This is a genomic window from Rubrimonas sp. (assembly GCF_036788415.1).
In the GTDB taxonomy this organism is placed as follows: domain Bacteria; phylum Pseudomonadota; class Alphaproteobacteria; order Rhodobacterales; family Rhodobacteraceae; genus Rubrimonas.
Window position 1 is genome coordinate 18,307 of record NZ_DAIQNN010000028.1, and the last position, 18,930, is coordinate 37,236.

The following is an 18,930-nucleotide window of genomic DNA, read 5'->3' on the forward strand; positions in this document are numbered from 1 at the left end:
CAAACCCCCGCGCGGCGGGGCGATGGCGGGGCCAACCCGCCGCCCGAAGGAGCCGATCGGCATGACGCGACGCCTGACGACCATCGTCTCCATCGACATGGTGGGGTCGAGCCGGCTGATGGCGCTCAAGGAAGCCCAGACCATCGACGCGCTGCGCGCCGTTCGGACGGACATCTTCTTTCCCCGCATCGCCGAATTCTCGGGACGGCTGATCAAGTCCACCGGCGACGGCGCAATGGTGGAATTCCCCTCCGCCGTGCTCGCCGCCGAATGCGCCGTCGCCGTCCAGCGCGACCTTCAGGGCTTCCGTCCCGAACAGGCGGTGGACGATCGGCTGTGGTTCCGGGTCGGGATCAACATCGGCGATGTGGTGGATGTGGAGAACGACGTGCTCGGCGACGGGGTGAACGTCGCGGCGTTTCTGGAATCCCTCGCCCCGCCGGGAGGGATCGTGCTGTCGCGCGCGGCGCATGATCAGATCGTGGGGCGCGTCGAGGCGCGCATGACCAGCCTCGGCAAACATGCGGGCAAGGAGCTGCCGCGCCCGATCGAGGCATGGCGGATGGATGTCGAGGGTCTTGCGACCGGCGTGCGTCGCCAAAGCTCCGATGTGGGGGCCCGGCCCTCCATCGCGGTGCTGCCGTTTCAGAACATGTCCTCCGATCCCGATCAGGAATTTCTGGTCGACGGCATCGTGCAGGACGTGATCACCGGCCTCAGCCGCTTCGGCTGGCTGCGGGTGATCGCGCGCAACTCGACCTTCGCCTATCGCGACACCGTCAAGGACATGCGCGCCATCGGCCGCGAACTGGGCGTGCGCTACATCGTGGTCGGCTCGGTGCGGCGGGCGGGCGAGCGGCTGCGGGTCACCGCCGAAGTGGTCGACGCCGACAGCGGCGCGCAGGTCTGGGCCAATCGCTGGGACCGGGTGGTCGCAGACCTCTTCGACCTGCAGGACGAGCTGACCGAGGCCATCGTCACCGGCGTCGCGCCGGAATTGCGCGCGCATGAGCGCACCATGGCGCGCAAGAAGCCGACCCACAGCCTCAGCGCCTGGGAGCTCGCCCAGCGCGGCGACCCCAATCACGTGATGGGCGGCCCGGTCGAGTATCAGGAGGCGCGAGAGTGCCTCAAGCTCGCCATCGAGGCGGACCCGGATTTCGCGCTGCCCTATGCGCTGCTCTCGCGCTTCCACTCCTACGCGCTGATGGTCTGCCGGCAGAAGGATCGGGAGGAGTCGATCGCCAAGGGGGTCGCGCTCGCCGAGAAGGCGATCTCGCTCGACGAGCGGGGCGACGAGGGGCATGTGTCGCTGGCGCTGATGCTGCCTTTCGCCGAACGCTTCGAGAAGGCGCGCGAGGCGATGGAGACGGCCATCGCGCTCAACCCCAACAACCCCACCCACCGCCATTACCGCGGCTGGCTCGGCCTCACCGAGGACCGCCCGAACCTCGACGGCATCCTCGCCGACGTGAACGACGCGATCCGCCTCAGCCCCACGGACCACCGGTTCTGGCAGTTCCACTTCCTGCGCGGCATGGCGCGGGTGTTTGTCGAAGGACCCGAAGGCTACGACGCCGCGCTGGCCGATTTCCACAAATCGATGGAGGGGCCGCTCTGCGACTGGATGCCGTTCCTGTTCGCCGCGATCGTGCACGGCCAGAGGGGCGACGAGGCGCGTGCGCGCGCCAAGCTCGGCGTCGCCCTGAAATGGCACCCCGCCCTGACCGTGCCGATCCTGCTGGACGCGCAGCTCGCGCCCCGGCGTCCGCGCTACGCGGAACTGCTCGCGCCGCTCGTCCCGCTCGGACTGCCCGCAGGCTGATCCGGGGCGGCGCTCGCCTGCCGTGTGAAAACTCAAGCCTTTGCACGCATTGCGATTGCGGTCTTAAGGGCTTTGTGAAACGCTTCATCAAGACTTTTGAAAAATTCACACGCGGGGGCCGTAAATGTCGAACATCGCCGGCAAGTCCTATGCGATGAACGTGCTCACGCCGAGTCCGCGCCGCACCCGTTTCAGTCTGTTGCGCCTACGACTCCAGTGGCGCGCGACCTGGATCAACAAGCTGATCTTCATGGCGAGCCGCGGGGTTCCGAAACTTCTGGACGAGCTTCTGGGTCTGTCGCTGATCCATTTCGCGCGCTGGGCGTTCATCCGTCCGAAGGACTGGCCGTGGTTCGAGCGCGGCGCGACCGACCCGCGCGACCGCATACGGCACGACTACATGCTGTTCTGCTCGAACTTCAACGGCGCCTGGGACCAGTATATCGACGCCTTCTCCGACGGCGCGCCGATGCGGCTCGATCAGGCGTGGTACAGCGCGATGGGCTATCCGCAGTCGATCCCGGTTTCGCAGTTCAAGCGCTACATCACGCACAACCAGTTCGACACGAAATACTATTACAACGCGGTCCCCGGCGCGGGGCAGCGCGACGTGAAGGCGGCGCTGCGGGTCCGTCGCGAAGTGCTGAAACTGCGCGATCTCCACCGCCGTCTCGCCGACGACGCGACGATGGACGACGGCGCAAGGGATGCGGCCTTCAGCGCCGCGTGGCGCAAGGCGCTGGGCGCTGTGCAGAACGATTTCGGCGAGCATGGCTATGCGCCGGCGGCGAGCGACGACACGGCGCGCGCGGAACTCAACCGGCTCGCGCTGGCGCGGAAGGGGGGCTGACCATGCCGAATTTCGACGCCGGGCATTATTTCCTGACCGCCTTCGCGCCGATCCGGTCGCATGTCGTCGACGACCGTCTGCCGGATTCGCCGGTCCAGAGGGTCCGCGACGCCATCGACCGTCTGCCGCGCGCCTGGCAAAGCCCCGCCACTGATCCGGCGATCTGGAAGCTCGACGTCAACCGCCGGTTTTTCGAGCGGATCGGCAAGCCGGACGATCCTCGCGCCAGCCCCTTCGCGGGGTCGCTGCGCACGCATCTGCTGCGCTTCGCCGTGCTCGACGACGCGATCTTCAATGGTCGTCCGCCTTCGGACACGCTGCTGTCGCAGGCCGGCCTGCGCCCCAAGCCGACCGATCCCGACCCCGCCGACCTGCTGCCCTGCGCCTATCTGATGTTCACCGCCGATTTCGACGCGGTGATGACGCCGGGCGAGAAGCTCAAGGACAGCCTCACGCCGACCGAGCAGGACCGGGTGCGCGACGACTGGGCGCGCGAGATCTGGACGCTCGCGGAAGGCGAGCTGCGCGAGATATTCGGGAACTGCCAGCAATTCGACGACGAGACGATCAAGACCGCCGACGACTTCGCGCGCTACGTCGCGCGCTGCCAGGTCGAGACGTATATGCCGTTCAACGACTATTACATCGATCCGCCGAAAGTGAAGCTGCTTCCCGTGAAGGCCATCGCCGCCGCTGTCGCCGCGCCGCTGATCGCAACGGTCCTCGCTTTCCTCGCATGGGTCACGGGGGCCGAGACGTGGCTAGGGTATCGGCCGGAACAGGCGGCGCTGGTCGCCTTGCTGCTCACGGTCGCGGCGATCTATGGCGGCTATCGGTTCGCGATGGCGCACGGTCAGAAGCCGTGGCCGGCGGCCGAGTTCGGCGATCTGCCGTCAGTGCTCAAGGGCCTCTACATCCAGCAGAAATTCGCGGGGTTCGTCACGCGGAGCTACGACATGTCGCCGGCGGAGTTGCGCGGGGCTTTCGGCGATTTCCTGACCGCCCACGCGCCCGAGGAGCTGTTCGACAAGACCCAACCGCCGGGCGTGGTCCGGTCCGAATGAGGCGCAGGACATGAAGCGGACGCTCGATCTCGACGACATTCAGGGCAACGTCGTCCGCGCCTATGGCAAGTTCGGCTACCCCAAGGCGCGGTATTTCTTCCTGAACTTCACGAACGCCTGGGTCGGGCGCGCCTTCGTGCGCGAGGTGCTCGCCTCGGGCTTCGTCACCACTGCGCAGCGCTGGCCGAAGGATGCGACGCAGTATCCGCGCTGCACCTTCAACATCGGCTTCACCTTCATCGGGCTCTACATGCTGGAGTTGCCTGTGCGCACGCTGCAGGGCTTTCCCGACGAGTTCATCGACGGGATGCGCAAGCGCTCATACGTCCTCGGCGACCAGCCGGCGACGCATCTGGTCGATCCGACGCAGCCGGTCCTGCCATCCGACCCGCCGCCGGACTGGATCGCCCGATGGGACCCGATCTGGCGCGAGAACCGCCGCTACCCCGGCGATCCGACCGACGTCCACATCTGGATTTCGATGAATGCGCGGGTCGAGCCCTTCACCGAAAACGTCGTCGGCGGCGACCGCGGCCCCGACATCCTCGAAGAGCGCACGCAATGGCTGCGCGACACATGCGCCGCCGTCACGGCGCGCTACGCCGCCGAACATGGCGATGCGCGCGGGCGCATCCGCATTCTCGACGGCAACGGGCGCGACGGCGGCGCCGAGTATCAGAGCGGCTCGGCGCTGTTCGACGATTTCACCCATCGCGAGCACGGAACCGTGCGGTTGCCGATCCCGTCCGAGCATTTCGGTTTCGCCGACGGCATCGGCGATCCGGTCTTCGAGGGTCAGTACGAGCCCGACGTGATGCGCCAGAAGGTGATCGGGCGCGGCAAGTGGATGAGCCCCGCGCGCGGCTGGGAGCCGCTCGCCACCGGCGAGTTCGTGCTAGGCTATCCCGACGAGAGCCAGGAGTTGCCGCCTGCGCCGCGCCCGGATGATTTCAGCCGCAACGGCTCTTTCATGGCTTATCGCAAGCTGCACCAGAACGTCTCGACATGGCGCGACTTCATTCGGGAGGAGGGGCGGCGTTACGCCCGCGTCGTCGGCCTGCCCGAGCCGCAGGCGGAAGTCGCGCTGAAGTCGAAGATGATCGGGCGCTGGCCCGACGGCGTGCCGCTGAGCAAGGCGCCGGACTTCGAGAGCTGGATGGCGGTGCGCGCGCAATTCCGCATGACCGAGGACAAGACCGTCGAGAACTACGCTGCGCACCGGGATTATCTCGGCAAGACCCACGCCTCCGACTTCAAGTACGGGGACGACATGCAGGGCGCCGCCTGCCCGTTCGGGGCGCACATGCGCCGGGTCAACACCCGCGACCATCTCGATCCCGCGCTCGCCCGCGGCACGGCGACGGTGCGCGACTCGGTCAGCAGCCTCAACAAGCGCCGCCGCATCATGCGCCGCGGTCTGCCCTATGGCGACAGCACACCCGGCGCAGGCGACGACTCGACCGAGCAGGGCGTGATCATGATGGTGGTCTGCGCCAGCCTGTTCAGGCAATACGAATTCGTCCAGCAGCAATGGATCCAGTACGGGCTCGACTTCAACGCCGGCAACAGCACTTGCCCGTTGGTCGGCAATCACGATCATTACAAGCGGTTCGTGGCGACGGGCGATCCGTCAAAGGGCCAAATCCCCTACATCGTCGACAATCTGAAGACGTTCGTCGAGCCGCGGGGCGGCGAATACTTCTTCATTCCGTCGATCACCGCGCTGCGGATGATCGCGCGCGGCACGGTGGACCCGACATGACGACCGCCGCCGCGACGGACATCCCCGTCGCGCCCGAACTCGGCGAGGCGGAGCTCGGGCCCGAAGAGCGCGCGGCGCTCGGCCGGATCGTCGCGGCGAACATGCGCACGCTCCATACGGTCCGGGGCGTGACGCCGCGCGGCCAGCACGGCAAGGCGCATGGGGTCGTGCGCGCCCGCTTCGTCGTGCGCGACGACATCCCCGATCGCCTGCGCGTCGGCGTGTTCGCGGCGCCCGCCGCCTTCGACGCGCTGGTGCGCTTTTCGAGCGGCTCGCATGACGACGACCGCCTGCCAGACGCGCATGGCATGGCGATCAAGCTGTTCGCCGCGCCGGACGCCCCGCTCGGGGCCTCGCTGTGCCCCGATCCGAGCGGCGCCGCGTCGCAGGACTTCATCCTGATCGACCGGGAGATCTTCTTCTGCCGCAGCCTGCTGGAATATCGCGCCTTCGGCGACGCCTATTCCAACATCGTGCGCTTCCTGCACAAGCAGGGGAGCGTTTTCGCGCTGGCGCGCGGGATCGCCGTGCTGAAATTCCTGCGTCCCCAACTCGGGGCCCGCGCCAAGGCTTTCGCCGCGCAGACCCCGCGCTCGCCGGTCGCGACGCATTACTGGAGCGCGACGCCCTACCGGCTCGGCGACGCGGCGGTGAAATACATGGCCGTGTCGCCGCTGGCCGCCGCGCCCGGGGCGCAGGCCGGCGTCACCGACCGCGACGGGTTGCGGCTGGCTTTGGGCTGGGCGCTGCGTCAGGGGCCGGTCGCCTTCGACTTCGGCGCCCATCTGCGCAGCGATCCCGCGCGCCATCCGGTTGAGGATCCTTCGGTGAGCTGGACGGCCAACGGCGCCGAATTCGTCCCGCTCGCGCGGGTCGAGATACCCGAGCAGGTCGTGGCGCCGATCAACCCGTCCGCGGAGCATCTGGTCTTCTCGTTGTGGAACTGCGCTCAGCCGCACCGCCCCCTCGGGGCGATCAACCGCGCGCGCCGGGAGGTCTATGCGGCGATGGCCGAGGCGCGCCTCGCCCGCGACGGCGTCGCGCCCCGGTGAGATCGCGACGTCGCGCTTCCGGCGGGCGCGTCGCGCTTCTCGGCGCGGCCCTCGCCGGGCTCGGGGCGCTGCGCCGCAGGCGCGCGATCGTCTGGGTCTTGCGCTTCGCGATCGACCGATGCAACGGGTCCTTCCGGGCCGGTTCGCCTTTCGGCGGCGGCGCTCTTTTCAGGGCGCGTCGGAGGAATATGTCTCGCCGCACCGAAGCTGCGTGATCCGATCCGCGGCGCCGGGCGTAATGTTGACGAGTAAGGCGAAAGCGGGCGACACCGAGCGATGATCCAGGGGCATCCGACCGACGACATGCTGGCGGCCTATGCGGCCGGCGCAGCGACAGAGGGCGTCTCGCTGCTCGTAGCGGCCCATCTGACCTATTGCGGGCGCTGCCGGCGCGAGGTCGCGTCGCTCGAGGCGATCGCTGGCGCGATGCTGCGGTCCGCGCCCGCCGCAGAGCCGCCGTCGCTGGATCGCGCCTTCGCGCTGCTCGACGCGCCCGAGGCGCCGTCGCCGAAGCCCGTGCGGGATGCGGGGCCGCTGCCGCGCCCGGTCGCGGACGCAGTCGGCGCGCCCTTCGAGCAGATCCGCTGGCGCTTCCGCATTCCCGGCGTCTCCGAGCACGAGATCGATCTGGGCGGAGCGGAGCGGGTGAGCCTTCTGCGCGTGCGCCCCGGCGCCGGCGTGCCGAGCCACACCCATACCGCCGAAGAGGCCACGCTCGTGTTGACCGGCGCGCTGCAGGATCGCGGTGCGCGTTTCGGGGTCGGCGACGTGGCGGTCGCGACGCCCGAGGACGACCACCACCCGAATGCGGCGCCGGGCGAGGAGTGCGTCTGTCTCGTGGTGATGGCCGGCAATCTGCGCTTCACCGGCGCATTGGGCCGCGCGCTGAACCTGTTCGCAGAATGAGCGGACCGAGAACAACCCGCGTCACGCGCCGAAGCGCGCTGGCGCTGACCGCAGCCGCGATCTCCGCGCCAGCGCTCGCGTTGGCGGCGGATCGGGCGGAGCGGCGCTTCACGATCCTGCGGGACGGCGCCGACATCGGAACGCACCGCGTCGCGCTGATCCGCGAAGGCGGCGATCTGCGCGCCGAAATCGACATCCGCATCGTCGTGCGCGTTCTCGGCATCGCCGCCTATCGCTACGAGATGACCAATCGCGAGACCTGGCGCGACGGGCTCCTGATGCGGATCGACAGTTCGGTGAACGACGACGGGCGGCGCAAGCGCGTCGCGGCGACGCGCGACGGGGCGGGGGAATTGCGCGTGGAGGGCAGCCTCTACACCGGCGCGGCCCCCGCCGACGCCGCCACCACAAGCTATTTCACCGACGCCTTCCTCAAGCGCGGAACGTGGATCAGCACCGACGGCGGAGAGCTTTACGATGTCGGCGTCGCAACGCTCGGCGAGACGCAGGTGCGCACGAAGCGCGGTCAGGCGTTCGCGCGCAGCTACCGCGCAAAGGCGGCCCCCGATTTCGATGTGAAGCTGTTCTACGACGAACGCGGCGAATGGGCGGGCTGCGAGTTCGATGCGGGCGGCGAGACGGCGCGCTATGTCGCCGACTCGCTCGACAGCCGCCTGTCGGACGTCTGGAACGGCTGATGGGCGTCTGGAGCGAGGTGATGGCCCCGGGCGACGGCGTCGCCTGGGTGACGGGGGCCAGCGCCGGCATCGGGCGCGAGACTGCGCTGGAGCTCTGCGCGCGCGGCTGGCGGGTCGCAGTCACCGCCCGGAAGGCCGAGGCGCTGGAGGCGCTTGCGGAGGAGGCGCGCACGCAAGGGCTGGCCGGCGCGATCCTGCCCTTCGCGGGCGATGTGACCGATCAGGCGGGGATGGCGGCGCTGGTCGCGGCGATCGAGGCCGAGCACGGGCCGCTCGCGCTGTGCCTGCTCAACGCGGGGGTCTACATCCCGATGCGCGCGCAGGAATTCGACGCGGGCGTCGTCGCGAAGACGTTCGCCGTCAATGTCCAGGGCGTGGCGAACTGCCTCGACCCTGTGCTGAAGTCCATGATCGCGCGCCGCAGGGGCCATGTCGCGATCACGGCTTCGGTGGCGGGCTACCGAGGGTTGCCGAGGGCGGCGGCCTATGGCGCGACCAAGGCGGCGCTGATCCACATGGCCGAGGCGCTCGCCTACGACCTGATCGACCTCAACGTGCGGATTTCGGTCGTCAATCCCGGCTTCGTCGAGACCGAGGCGACCAGCGTCAACGATTTCAAGATGCCCTTCGTGATGAAGCCCGATCAGGCGGCCCGGCGGATCGTCGACGGTCTGGAGGGCCCCGGCTTCGAGATCGCCTTCCCCCGCCGCTTCGCGCTGATCCTGCGCACGCTGGGGCTTCTGCCCAACCGCGCCTATCTGGCCGTGATGCGCAAGCTCATGGGCTGGGGGCCGGACGTCAGCTGAGCGGCGCTTCGAGCGCTGCGAACGGGCCGGCGTCGAAGACCCACAACCCGGCCACCAAGATGATCGTAACATTAAGCCCATAGGCTAAAGGCCAGATCCAAGACGGCTCACTCTCTCCGAATAAATATCGGATGACGTTCGGCGTCAAGCCGAATAGCGTGATGGCGAGGATGCCGAGCTTGAGTATCTTCCAAAGGTCCGAGCCCGGCGCCGCCGCGCCGCTGGTCTCGATCTTCTGCGCCAGCGCCGTTACGGAGGCGGCTTCGACGGGTACGCCCGCATATTTTCCCGCCATTTGCGCGGCCGCCTGTGCGCCGCCGACATTGGCGAGTTCGGTCGCGGTGACAGCGCCGCCGCCGCGCAGCAACCATTTCCACGCCTCGTCCGCGGCCTCCGCGCGATCCTTGTTCGTAGGACCCTTCGCTGGGTCGGCGGGCGTCGCCGCTTCGGTCGGCGCGGTCGGAGCCGCACGAGAGACGGCTGAGAGGACTTGCGGCGCGACGCCAGAGCCTGCGAGGCCCCCAACGCCCGCGAGACCGCCGAGCGCGCCAAGGCCGGTGACCCCGCCAACGGCTGTGAGCGCCCCTAGCCCGACTACCGCTGGCGAACGCTTCACGACGCTTAGCAACGGGTGATCTTCAAGTGCGAAGAAATGGATCTGCTCATTTCCGGGCATACCGTATGCGCCGTACCGCGCGCCCGTGTAAAAGAATCCGCCGAATGCGGGCGTCTTTTTCGTGATCAGAACGTCCATCGAACGAACAGCTACGCCCGGCGGCTCGCCAGCGGCGGCGTTGCGCTCGGTCGTCATTCAGCGCGGCCTCCATATCTTCAATGAGGTCATTAAGATACGTTGGTCGCGCTGGCGTCTGCAAGAGCGATCTCGTCCCTCAGGCCTTCCTGCGCGGCGCGGTCGAGTGGGAAGTTCCACATCATCGAGACGGCGACCAGTTTCAGCGCCACTGGCGCCGCTGCGTAGAGCAGCGCGAGCGCCGTCAGCGCGCCGGCGTCGTTCTCGGCGCCCGGCTGGAAGCCTGCGACGTCGAGCGCGATCAGCGCCAGCCCGCCCGAGACGGCGAGCGCCGCCTTCGTCGCCACCGACCACAGCGCGAAGAACAGCCCCGCCCGCCGCGCGCCGGTCCGCGCCGTGTCGAGATCGACGACGTCGGCCTGCATCGCAGGCGGCAGCGACAGGTCCGCGCCCAGCGCCAGCCCCGTCAGCGCTGAGATCGCCGCGAAGGCGAAAACGTCGCCGGGCCCCAGCAGCGGGACCAGCGCGAAGATCGCGCAGGCCCAGAGCATCGCCGCCCCCCAGGCGCGATGCTTGGACCAGCGCCGCGCCGCCCAGCTCCAGAGCGGCATGCCGCCGATGGCGCAGAGGAAATAGATCAGCAGCACCCAGCCCGCATCCGGCGCGGCGAGGTAGTCGTCGATGAAGAACAGAAACAGCCCCGCCGGCAACGCATTGGCGGCGCCGTTGATGAAATAGGCCGCGAGCAGCCGGCGGAACGGCGCGTTGTCGCGCAGCGCCCCCAGCGCCTCGGCGACGCCGGGCGCGGAGCGCTCGGCGAGGGCGGGCTCCGGCGCGCCGCGCAGCGCCACGAGCACGCCGAGCGGCAGGCCGAGCGCCACGAACAGCGCGACCGCCCGCAGCCCGCCCGCGGCGTCGCCCTGCGCCGTGTAGAGCAGGACCGCGGCGACTGTGCCCACCAGCGCCGCTCCCTCGCGCCACGCGGTCACGCGCGCGCGGCCCGCATAGTCGGGGGTGATCTCCGCGCCCCAAGCGAAATAGGGGGTGAGGGCGACAGTCCAGCTCAGCGTCAGAGCCACCATCCAGATTGCGGCGTGGCCGAAGCCCGCATCGGCTGGCGGAACCAGCAGCATCCAGACGGACGCGACGACCAGCGGGGTCGAAACGGCGAGCCACAGCCGCCGCCGCCCCAGCCGCGAGCGCGTGCGGTCCGAGATCCAGCCCATCAGCGGGTCGGTGACCGCATCCAGCAGCCGCACGCCGATCAGCAGCGCCCCGAGCGCCGACAAAGCGACGCCCCGCTCCGCCGCATAGAACGGCGCTAGATAGACGTAGACGGGGAAATAGAGCGCCGCGAGCGGGGCCGCGGGCAGCGCGTAGGCGGCGAGCGCGCCGAGGCGCAGGCGGTCGGCGGTCATGGACGCTCCGTGCTGAGGGCGCGGCTCAAGATGGCGCCGATCGGCCCGCGGCCCAGCCCGCCAGCGCGCCGAGGGCGAGCGCCGCCGCGCCCCCCGCGCCGAACAGCGCGCGCGCCGCATCCGCAGCCGAACCGATCAGATCGCCGCCGGAGATCGCCACATGCCCGAGCGCGAACAGCGCCGCGAAGGCGGCGAGCGCCGCCGCGGCCAGCGCCGCTCCGGCTTTCGCCGAGGCGGGCCGCCCGATCCAGCCCAGCGCCGCGCCGGTCAATCCGGCCAGAGGGACGGTCTGCCGCCAGTCGCGCAGCGCGCCGGGCGTCTCGACGGCGACATGCGCGCAGGCGGCGAGCAGCCCCGCCGCGCCGAAAAGCGCCGCTGCGCGCGCCCGCGGGCTCAGGCTGCGCTCCGGCGCAGCGTGACCTGCGTGACGTCGGTCGTCTCGGCGAGGAAGCAGGCGGCGCAGCTGGCGAGGTAGAAGTTCCACATCCGGTTGAAGCGTTCGTCGAAGCCCATCTCGCGGATGTCGCTCCAGGCCTCGTTGAACTTGCCGCGCCAGCGCCGCAGCGTGTCGGAATAGCTGTGGCCGAATTCCCGGCTCTCGACCCAGTCGAGCCCGGCGCGCGCGGTCTGCGCCTTCAGCGCCGACGGGCAAGGCAGGAAGCCGCCGGGGAAGATGTATTTCTGCACGAAATCCACGCCCTCGCGGTAGCCTTCGAACCACCGGTCGGCGATGGTGATGACCTGCAGCGTCGCCTGCCCGCCAGGTTTCAGACGGTCGCGCACCGTGTCGAAGTAGACGGGCCAGTATTTCTCGCCCACCGCCTCGAACATTTCGATCGAGGCGACGCCGTCATAGCGCCCGCGCTCGTCGCGATAGTCGCGCATCACGATCTCGACCCGTTCGGCGAGTCCCTTCTCGAAGATGCGCCGCCGCGCGAAATCGTGCTGTTCGCGCGAGATGGTGAGGCCCGTCAGCTTCACCCCGCGCTCGGCGGCGGCGTATTCGGCGAAGCCGCCCCAGCCGCAGCCGATCTCAAGCACATGGTCGCCGGGCTTCACCCCCATCGAATCGGCGATGGCGGCGTATTTGTTGCGCTGGGCGTCGGGCAGGCTCTCGTCGGAGCGATGAAAGAGCGCAGACGAATAGGTCATGCTCTCGTCGAGCCAAACCGAGTAAAAATCGTTGCCGAGGTCGTAATGCTTCGAGATGTTGCGCGCCGATCCGCGCTTGGTGTTGCGGTTGAGAAAGTGCCGGAAGCGCTCGACCATCCGCGTCAGGGTCCGCCCGGCGAAGCCGCGGGCGACCGTGTCGTTGTTCAGCAGCGCCGCGTCGAGCACGGCCTGCAGATCGGGCGTGTCCCACCAGCCGTCCATGTAGGCCTCGGCGAAGCCGAGTTCGCCGTCGCGGATCATCCGCCAGAACAGCTCGGGATTGTGCACCACGATCACGCCGTTCGGGCCGGGCTCGGCCCCTTCGGCGCGGTATTCCCGACCGTCGGGCAGGACGAAGGTGAGCGAGCCGACCGAGATGTTGCCGACGATGGAGAAGACGGTGTGGAACCAGCGCGGCGCGCCGTCCATGGAGATGAGGCTCATGCTTCGCTCCCGGTCGCCGCGCCGGACGGCGCCTGCTTTTTCACGATTGCGTCGTCGCCCGGATGGCCGAGGAACTTCGCCCCTTTCAGCCACAGCCGCAGCGCCTGCCAGTGGATCGCCGCCATCACCTTCGCCGCAGCCCAGGGGGCGCGCGCGGCGATCCGGGCGAGCGCGGCGTCGGTCAGCGCCTCGGCGCGCCCCGATTGCGTCGCGATCAGATAGTCGCCGCGGGCGTCGTGTTGCTTGATGCGGATGGCGAGCTTCTCGCCGGGCGGGCGGATGGTGAAGCGGTAGGTCTGGTCCATGCCGATGAAAGGCGACACGAAGAATTCCTTGGGCTGGTCGTGGCGCACCGCGCCGTCCGCGTCCGGGGTCGCTGCGAGCGCGTAAGGGTGCTGGTCGCCGAATGTGTTCTTCACTTCGTAGATCACGCTTTCCAGCCGGCCCTCGCGGTCATGGCAGAAGAAGGCCGAGAGCGGGTTGAAGGAGTGGCCGAGCAGGCGCGGGATCGACAGAAGCATGATCCGCGCCGGGTTCGGCAGGCCCGCTTCGGCGAGGCGCGCCTCGACCCAGGGGCGCAAGCCCGAGCCGTCGCGGGGGCCGTGGTCGCGGCGGTGGAAGGCGAACAGGTTGAAGCGGTCCACCGAGAACAGCCGCAGCCGCGCCGCCGTCTCCTCGAGCCGGTCCACGTCGAGCAGCGCGGTGAAGACGCGGTAGCGGAACTGATGCGCGAAGGGCTGGAGGCGCATGTGCATCACGTCGCCCAGATAGAGGCGCGGCGCGAAGGGGTCGGCCTCCAGATCGAGCGCTGCGCTCGCGGTCATGCGGCCACGCGCGCGGATTGGGCGGGCAGCGGCGCGCCGACGTCCTTCGCCCAGCCGGGCCGCGCGCCGAGCGCGTTCGCAACGCGCAGGCCGGCGCGCAGCGCGTCCTCGTGGAAGCCGTAGCCGAGCCAGGCGCCGGCGAACCACACGCCGCCGCGCCCCTGGATCGCGTCGATCTCCGTCTGCGCGGCGAAGGCGGCGGCGTCGTAGAGCGGATGGGCGTAGTCGAATTCGGCGAAGACCTTCGCGGCGTCCGGTTCGATGTGCGGGTTGAGCGTGACGAACATCTCGCGCGTGCGGTCGAGGCTCTGCAGCCGGTTCATCCAGTAGCTGACGGCGACCGGCCGGCGCCCGTCGTCGCCAGAGGGGCGGATCAGGTTCCAGCTGGACCAGACCTTGCGGCGCACCGGCATCAGCCGCGCGTCGGAATGGAGCACCGCGCGGTTGCGCGACGTGCGGAAGGCGCCGAGGATCTCGGCCTCGCGCGCGTCCTTGTCGGCGAGCAGCGCCGCCGCCTGCGGGCCGTGGCAACACAGGATCGCGTGGTCGAAAGCGCCCTCGGACCCGTCGGCGAGCCGCACATGCGCTTTACCGCCGTCACGACGGACTTCCACGACCCCCGCCCCGACGCGGACCCGCTGCCCGAGCTTTTCGACGACGCGGCGGACGTATTCGCGCGAGCCGCCGTCCACCGTGCGCCAGCGCATCGCCGGGTCGAGCCCGGTGTAGAGGTCGTGATTGGCGAAGAAGCGCAGGAAGCTCTCGGCGGGGAACTCGGTCATCTGCGCCGTGGGCGTGGACCAGATGGCGCCGCCCATCGGCAGGATGAAGCGCTCGCGGAAATCCTCGGAGAAACCGCGCTCTGCGAGCCAGTCGCCGAGGCTGCGGCCCGCGGCGCGGCCCTCCGCCAGATCGGTCGGCGCGATCTTGCAGAAGCGCAGCACCTGCCGCATCGTCATCACATAGCGCGGATTGAAGATGTTGCGGCGCTGCGCGAAGACCTTGTCGAGGTTGTCGCAAGCATATTCCAGCGCACCTTCTCCGAGGCTGAAGCCGAAGGACATGTCCGACCACTTCGTCGCCACGCCCAGCGTCTCGAACAGCGCCGAGAGGTTGGGATAGTTGCGGTTGTTGTAGACGATGAAGCCGGTGTCGACGGCGATCCGCGCGCCCGTGTGCTCGATCTCGACGGTGTTGGCGTGGCCGCCGACGCGGTCGTCCTTCTCGAACACGGTGACGTCCGCGCTGTCCGACAACGCGAGCGCCGACCCCAACCCGGCGGCGCCGGACCCGATGATTGCGATCTTCAACCTTGTTCCCCGCCTCGTTTACGCGGCTGCACCCAGAGACTTGTACGCGTCCAGCGCTCGCTGACGACCGGTTTTAAGGTCGATTAAGGCTTTCGGGTAGGGTCGTCGCGGCGAAAGGCCCCAGGATTCGGGCGCGGCCTCGAAAAAGGCCAGCGCGTCGGGGCCGGGATCGCGCGACAGCTCCGCCACCCAACGCCGGCGATAGGCGCCTTGGGGGTCGAACTTCTCGGCCTGCGTCGCAGGGTTGAAGATGCGGAAATACGGCGCGGCGTCGGGGCCGGTGCCCGCCGCCCATTGCCAGCCCATGGCGTTGGAGGCGGGGTCCCAGTCGATCAGATGGTCGCGGAACCACGCCTCGCCGATCCGCCAGTCGGTCAGCAGATGCTTGGTCAGATAGGAGGCGACGAGCATCCGCGCCCGGTTGTGCATCACGCCGGTCGCCTGCATCTCGCGCATCGCGGCGTCGACGACCGGCTCGCCGGTCATGCCGCGCCGCCAGGCTTCGGCGTCCTCGTTGTCGCCGCGCCAGGGGAAGGCGTCCCAGCCCTCGCGCCAGTTGGCGTCGGCGAGGTGGGGGGTGTGGTGCAGCAGGCTCCATGCGAAGTCGCGCCACACCAGCTCCTTGAGAAACGTCTCGGGGCCGGCGCCGCCCGTCGCGGCGAGAACCGCCTGCGCCGCAGCCCAGACGCGTCTGGCGGAGAGCTCGCCGAGCGCCAGATGCGGCGAGAGACCCGAGCCGCCCGGCAGGTCCATCCGGTCCCGCGCCGCGGCGTAGTCGCCGACGCGCTCGCGCAGGAAAGCGGCGAGGCGCGCCTGCGCCGCCGCCTCGCCAGCCTCCACCCGCGACGCGAGAACCGCTGCGCCGCGCCGCATGTCGGCGTCGAGCCGCCAACTTTCCAGCGGGTCGGAGGCGGGCCATGCGTCGGGCGCGGGGAGCGCGTCGGGCGCGGCGATGGGCGCGCCGGGGTCGCGGTCGCGCAGGGCGCGCCAGAAGGGGGTGTAGACCTTGTAGAAGCCGCCCGCGCCGGTCTTCGCCTCCCACGGCTCGAACAGCAGATGGCCTGGGAAGCTCTGCGCCGCGACGCCGTCCGCGCGCAGCGCCGCCTTCGCCTCCGCGTCGCGCGCGATCGAGGGCGCGTCGTAGAGCCGCGACCAGACCACCGCGCCCGCGCCCGTCTCGGCGACGAGCGCGCGCAGCGTCGGCAGCGCCTCGCCGCGCCGCAGGATCAGCCGCGAGCCCTTCGCCCGCAGCGCGGCGTCGAGCGCTGTCAGGCTGCGCCCCAGCCGCCAGCGCGCCGCCGCGCCCCAGCTTTCGGTCAGCGGGTCGAGGATGAACACGGGGATCGCGGCCCCGCCATGCGCAATCGCGGCGGCGAGCGCGCGGTGGTCGTCGAGCCGCAGGTCGCGGCGGAGCCAGAGCAGGGCGGGCGTCGTCATACTTTCGTATAATCCCCAGGACGTTTGCGTTTTTTCAGATCTTGCATCTAGACTGATCGAACCGCGGAGCGAGGCGCAGCGCCGAGCAGGCGCAGCCGCGCGGTCGCGCGAACCAAGGGGGAGGGAGCTTGATGTAAGGAGTTCGCATGACGCGACTGATCGATCCCGACTTCCGCCGCCAGCTTGAGGGCTGGTCGCTGGCCACCGCCGAAATCTTCTACCGCATGCCGGACGCGAAATCCGTGCTCCAGAGCTTCATCTGGCAGGATTACGATCTGGCCCCGAAATTCCCGCAATTGCAGAAGTTCCTGGATTTCTGGGAACGCGAACTCGACGGCCCGATTCATTCGGTGCGTGTCTCGCACGCGCAATTGCTGCGGCCCGCCGAAGTGCGGGTGCTCAATCGGGAGATCGCGCTGCACTGAGCGCCCCTCATGGCGCGACGCACCGTTTCTGACGAAGAGATTGCTTGAGCGCATCAAGCGGTCGATCCTGATGTCGGGAAACAATGGAGGCGCGCCATGAGCTGGAACCCGTGCATCGAGCCGCATTGCCCGACCGGGGCGGCGGTCGATCTGATCGAGACCGAGATCGTGCCGCGGGCGCGCGATCTCGGCGGCTTCGAAGTCCGCCGCGCGCTCCCCTCGGCGAAGCGCCAGATGGTCGGGCCGTTCATCTTCTTCGACCAGATGGGGCCCGCCGAGTTCATCACCGGGCAGGGCATCGACGTCCGCCCGCATCCCCATATCGGGCTCGCCACCGTCAGCTATCTCTACCGCGGCTCGATGCATCACCGCGACAGCCTCGGCACCAGCGCCGAAATCCTGCCCGGCGCAGTCAACTGGATGGTGGCCGGGCGCGGGATCACCCATTCCGAGCGGACCGGAGTCGCGGCGCGGGCGAAGGGGGCGGAGCTGTTCGGCATCCAGACCTGGGTCGCGCTGCCGGACTGGGCGGAGGAGGGCGAAGCCGCCTTCGAGCATGCGCCGAAGGAGACGCTGCCGATGATCGAGGCCGAGGGCAAGCAGGTCCGCGTGATCCTCGGAAGCCTCTACGGCGCGACGGCCCCGGTGCGCACCTTCACCGAGATGTTCTACGCCGACGCGGTTCTGGAGGCTGGCGCGTCGCTGCCGCTGCCCGACGATCACGAGGATCGGGGCGCCTACATCCTGTCGGGCGCCGTCGAGGTGGCGGGGACGCGCTTCGAGGCCGGGCGGATGCTCGTGTTCCGCCCCGGCGACGGCATCTCGCTGCGCGCGCTCGAGCCGTCGCGCCTGATGCTGCTCGGCGGCGCGACGATGGAGGGGCCGCGGTTCATCTGGTGGAACTTCGTCGCCTCCTCGCGCGAGAAGATCGAGGCGGCGAAACAGGCCTGGCGCGAGGGCGACTGGGCGCATGGCCGCTTCAGCCTGCCGCCCGACGACGCCGCCGAGTTCATCCCCGCGCCGGAGCGCTGAGGCCCGGTCGGGGCCAGGCGCGGGATCGGAGAACAGGTCGCACCCGCGTCGATTGATTACCGCCGCCGACCGCCCTAACCCTGACATAGCGAAATCCGCCGCGTTAGGGCGGAGCGAACAGGGGAGGCGTAAGCGATGCCGTCAGTGTCGATGGTCGTCAACGGCAAGGCCGTGTCCGGGGAAGTCGAGGGCCGGACGCTTCTGGTGGAGTTCCTGCGCGAGGGGCTGGGCCTGACGGGCACCCATGTCGGGTGCGACACCTCGCAATGCGGCGCCTGCGTCGTCCACATGAACGGCGCCAGCGTCAAGGCCTGCTCGGTGCTCGCGATGGCGGCCGAAGGGGCCGAGATCCGCACCATCGAGGGCATGGCCAATCCGGACGGCTCGCTGGGCGTGATCCAGCAGGCGTTCCAGGACAATCACGGGCTGCAATGCGGCTTCTGCACGCCCGGCATGGTGATGTCGGCGGCGGACCTGCTTCAGACCAACCCCAACCCCACCGAACACGAAGTGCGGGACTGGCTCGAGGGCAATATCTGCCGGTGCACCGGCTACCACAACATCGTCAAGTCGATCCTCGCCGCAGCGGCCACGCTGCGCGGCGAGAAGATCGCGGCCGAGTGAGCAACAGGGAAAACGCATGACCAAGCATGAAGGGATCGGCGCAAGCTCCAAGCGCCGCGAGGACGTCCGTTTCCTGACCGGCGCCGGTCAGTACACCGACGACATCAACCGTCCGCGGCAGGCCTATGTCTATTTCCTGCGCTCGCAGGTGGCGCACGGCAAGATCAACGGCATCGACGCGTCGGCTGCGGCAGAGGCGCCGGGCGTGATCCGCATCTTCACCTCCAAGGATTTCGAAGGCGTCGGCGGCGTGCCCTGCGGCTGGCTGATCACCGACAAGAACGGCCAGCCGATGAAGGAGCCCAAGCACCCGATCCTCGCCGAGGGCAAGGTGCGCCATGTCGGCGACCCGATCGCCGCAGTCGTCGCCGAGACGCTCGCCCAGGCGCGCGACGCCGCCGAGATGATCGAGCTCGACATCGAGGAGCTGCCGGCGGTCATCGACATGAAGGCCGCGATCTCGGGGGCCGCGCCCGCCGCGGTGCATGACGACGCGCCGGACAACCTCTGCTACGACTGGGAGTTCGTCGCCGAGAACAAGGCCGCCGTG

Annotated in this window: 18 protein-coding genes and 1 pseudogene; 12 read left to right on the top strand and 7 right to left on the bottom strand. The window is 69.4% G+C overall.

The features are described 5' to 3' along the window. Positions 1 to 61: 61 nt before the first annotated feature. The 8 genes from V7Q31_RS08895 (at position 62) to V7Q31_RS08930 (ending at position 8,963) form a co-directional block, all read left to right on the top strand. Entirely contained in the window at positions 62 to 1,825 is a 1,764-nt protein-coding gene (locus tag V7Q31_RS08895) for an adenylate/guanylate cyclase domain-containing protein (protein WP_333833345.1), read from the top strand. A 124-nt stretch (positions 1,826 to 1,949) separates the two neighbouring features. Beyond that, positions 1,950 to 2,675, top strand: a complete 726-nt coding sequence (locus V7Q31_RS08900; RefSeq protein ID WP_333833346.1) for a hypothetical protein — start codon at positions 1,950 to 1,952, stop codon at positions 2,673 to 2,675. A 2-nt stretch (positions 2,676 to 2,677) separates the two neighbouring features. Next, complete coding sequence (locus V7Q31_RS08905) at positions 2,678 to 3,739, top strand: hypothetical protein (RefSeq protein ID WP_333833347.1); 1,062 nt, start codon at positions 2,678 to 2,680, stop codon at positions 3,737 to 3,739. A 10-nt stretch (positions 3,740 to 3,749) separates the two neighbouring features. Then, complete coding sequence (locus tag V7Q31_RS08910) at positions 3,750 to 5,501, top strand: Dyp-type peroxidase (protein WP_333833348.1); 1,752 nt, start codon at positions 3,750 to 3,752, stop codon at positions 5,499 to 5,501. Next, on the top strand, positions 5,498 to 6,553 hold the full coding sequence (locus V7Q31_RS08915) for a hypothetical protein (protein WP_333833349.1): 1,056 nt from the start codon (positions 5,498 to 5,500) through the stop codon (positions 6,551 to 6,553). The genes V7Q31_RS08910 and V7Q31_RS08915 overlap by 4 nt, the downstream gene beginning before the upstream one ends. 276 nt (positions 6,554 to 6,829) lie before the next feature. After that, positions 6,830 to 7,459, top strand: a complete 630-nt coding sequence (locus V7Q31_RS08920; protein WP_333833350.1) for a ChrR family anti-sigma-E factor — start codon at positions 6,830 to 6,832, stop codon at positions 7,457 to 7,459. After that, positions 7,456 to 8,157: a DUF6134 family protein gene (locus V7Q31_RS08925; protein WP_333833351.1), complete on the top strand. Its 702-nt coding sequence runs from the start codon at positions 7,456 to 7,458 to the stop codon at positions 8,155 to 8,157. Before V7Q31_RS08920 ends, V7Q31_RS08925 begins: the two co-directional genes overlap by 4 nt. Then, a complete protein-coding gene (locus V7Q31_RS08930) occupies positions 8,157 to 8,963 on the top strand; it encodes an SDR family NAD(P)-dependent oxidoreductase (protein WP_333833352.1) in 807 nt (268 codons plus the stop codon). The genes V7Q31_RS08925 and V7Q31_RS08930 overlap by 1 nt, the downstream gene beginning before the upstream one ends. On the opposite strand, the gene V7Q31_RS08935 is transcribed toward V7Q31_RS08930, so the two are convergent. Genes V7Q31_RS08935 through V7Q31_RS08965 form a run of 7 tightly spaced genes read right to left on the bottom strand, consistent with a single transcriptional unit; the run spans position 8,956 to position 16,299 of the window. Beyond that, positions 8,956 to 9,774, bottom strand: coding sequence for a hypothetical protein (locus tag V7Q31_RS08935; RefSeq protein WP_333833353.1), 819 nt, complete (start codon positions 9,772 to 9,774; stop codon positions 8,956 to 8,958). The genes V7Q31_RS08930 and V7Q31_RS08935 overlap by 8 nt on opposite strands. Positions 9,775 to 9,806: 32 nt before the next feature. Beyond that, a complete protein-coding gene (locus V7Q31_RS08940) occupies positions 9,807 to 11,132 on the bottom strand; it encodes an MFS transporter (protein ID WP_333833354.1) in 1,326 nt (441 codons plus the stop codon). A gap of 25 nt (positions 11,133 to 11,157) precedes the next feature. Continuing rightward, positions 11,158 to 11,616 carry a hypothetical protein gene (locus V7Q31_RS08945; RefSeq protein WP_333833355.1) on the bottom strand — a complete coding sequence of 153 codons (459 nt, stop codon included), beginning with the start codon at positions 11,614 to 11,616 and terminating at the stop codon, positions 11,158 to 11,160. Next, positions 11,526 to 12,728, bottom strand: coding sequence for a cyclopropane-fatty-acyl-phospholipid synthase family protein (locus tag V7Q31_RS08950; protein ID WP_333833356.1), 1,203 nt, complete (start codon positions 12,726 to 12,728; stop codon positions 11,526 to 11,528). The genes V7Q31_RS08945 and V7Q31_RS08950 overlap by 91 nt, the downstream gene beginning before the upstream one ends. Continuing rightward, complete coding sequence (locus tag V7Q31_RS08955) at positions 12,725 to 13,552, bottom strand: DUF1365 domain-containing protein (RefSeq protein ID WP_333833357.1); 828 nt, start codon at positions 13,550 to 13,552, stop codon at positions 12,725 to 12,727. The genes V7Q31_RS08950 and V7Q31_RS08955 overlap by 4 nt, the downstream gene beginning before the upstream one ends. Then, the gene (locus V7Q31_RS08960) at positions 13,549 to 14,862 is read right to left on the bottom strand and encodes an NAD(P)/FAD-dependent oxidoreductase (RefSeq protein ID WP_333833358.1); all 1,314 of its coding nucleotides are present in this window, start codon (positions 14,860 to 14,862) and stop codon (positions 13,549 to 13,551) included. Before V7Q31_RS08960 ends, V7Q31_RS08955 begins: the two co-directional genes overlap by 4 nt. 18 nt (positions 14,863 to 14,880) lie before the next feature. Next, entirely contained in the window at positions 14,881 to 16,299 is a 1,419-nt protein-coding gene (locus V7Q31_RS08965) for a cryptochrome/photolyase family protein (RefSeq protein WP_333833359.1), read from the bottom strand. A gap of 146 nt (positions 16,300 to 16,445) precedes the next feature. Here V7Q31_RS08965 and V7Q31_RS08970 point away from each other — a divergent pair, with 146 nt between their 5' ends. The 4 genes and pseudogenes from V7Q31_RS08970 to V7Q31_RS08985 form a co-directional block, all read left to right on the top strand. Continuing rightward, entirely contained in the window at positions 16,446 to 16,724 is a 279-nt protein-coding gene (locus V7Q31_RS08970; protein ID WP_333833360.1) for an usg protein, read from the top strand. Positions 16,725 to 16,820: 96 nt separating this feature from the next. Further along, positions 16,821 to 17,756 (top strand): pirin family protein, encoded by a 936-nt coding sequence (locus V7Q31_RS08975; protein ID WP_333833361.1) that lies wholly within the window; start codon positions 16,821 to 16,823, stop codon positions 17,754 to 17,756. A gap of 135 nt (positions 17,757 to 17,891) precedes the next feature. Then, a complete protein-coding gene (locus tag V7Q31_RS08980; RefSeq protein ID WP_333833362.1) occupies positions 17,892 to 18,380 on the top strand; it encodes a (2Fe-2S)-binding protein in 489 nt (162 codons plus the stop codon). A gap of 16 nt (positions 18,381 to 18,396) precedes the next feature. Next, positions 18,397 to 18,930: pseudogene (locus V7Q31_RS08985) on the top strand (xanthine dehydrogenase family protein molybdopterin-binding subunit); the annotation flags it as partial.

Coding starts and splice junctions, on each gene's coding strand:
- V7Q31_RS08895 (WP_333833345.1), top strand. CDS start 62: ATGACGCGACGCCTGACGACCATCGTCTCCATCGACATGGTGGGGTCG.
- V7Q31_RS08900 (WP_333833346.1), top strand. CDS start 1,950: ATGTCGAACATCGCCGGCAAGTCCTATGCGATGAACGTGCTCACGCCG.
- V7Q31_RS08905 (WP_333833347.1), top strand. CDS start 2,678: ATGCCGAATTTCGACGCCGGGCATTATTTCCTGACCGCCTTCGCGCCG.
- V7Q31_RS08910 (WP_333833348.1), top strand. CDS start 3,750: ATGAAGCGGACGCTCGATCTCGACGACATTCAGGGCAACGTCGTCCGC.
- V7Q31_RS08915 (WP_333833349.1), top strand. CDS start 5,498: ATGACGACCGCCGCCGCGACGGACATCCCCGTCGCGCCCGAACTCGGC.
- V7Q31_RS08920 (WP_333833350.1), top strand. CDS start 6,830: ATGATCCAGGGGCATCCGACCGACGACATGCTGGCGGCCTATGCGGCC.
- V7Q31_RS08925 (WP_333833351.1), top strand. CDS start 7,456: ATGAGCGGACCGAGAACAACCCGCGTCACGCGCCGAAGCGCGCTGGCG.
- V7Q31_RS08930 (WP_333833352.1), top strand. CDS start 8,157: ATGGGCGTCTGGAGCGAGGTGATGGCCCCGGGCGACGGCGTCGCCTGG.
- V7Q31_RS08935 (WP_333833353.1), bottom strand. CDS start 9,774: ATGACGACCGAGCGCAACGCCGCCGCTGGCGAGCCGCCGGGCGTAGCT.
- V7Q31_RS08940 (WP_333833354.1), bottom strand. CDS start 11,132: ATGACCGCCGACCGCCTGCGCCTCGGCGCGCTCGCCGCCTACGCGCTG.
- V7Q31_RS08950 (WP_333833356.1), bottom strand. CDS start 12,728: ATGAGCCTCATCTCCATGGACGGCGCGCCGCGCTGGTTCCACACCGTC.
- V7Q31_RS08955 (WP_333833357.1), bottom strand. CDS start 13,552: ATGACCGCGAGCGCAGCGCTCGATCTGGAGGCCGACCCCTTCGCGCCG.
- V7Q31_RS08965 (WP_333833359.1), bottom strand. CDS start 16,299: ATGACGACGCCCGCCCTGCTCTGGCTCCGCCGCGACCTGCGGCTCGAC.
- V7Q31_RS08970 (WP_333833360.1), top strand. CDS start 16,446: ATGACGCGACTGATCGATCCCGACTTCCGCCGCCAGCTTGAGGGCTGG.
- V7Q31_RS08975 (WP_333833361.1), top strand. CDS start 16,821: ATGAGCTGGAACCCGTGCATCGAGCCGCATTGCCCGACCGGGGCGGCG.
- V7Q31_RS08980 (WP_333833362.1), top strand. CDS start 17,892: ATGCCGTCAGTGTCGATGGTCGTCAACGGCAAGGCCGTGTCCGGGGAA.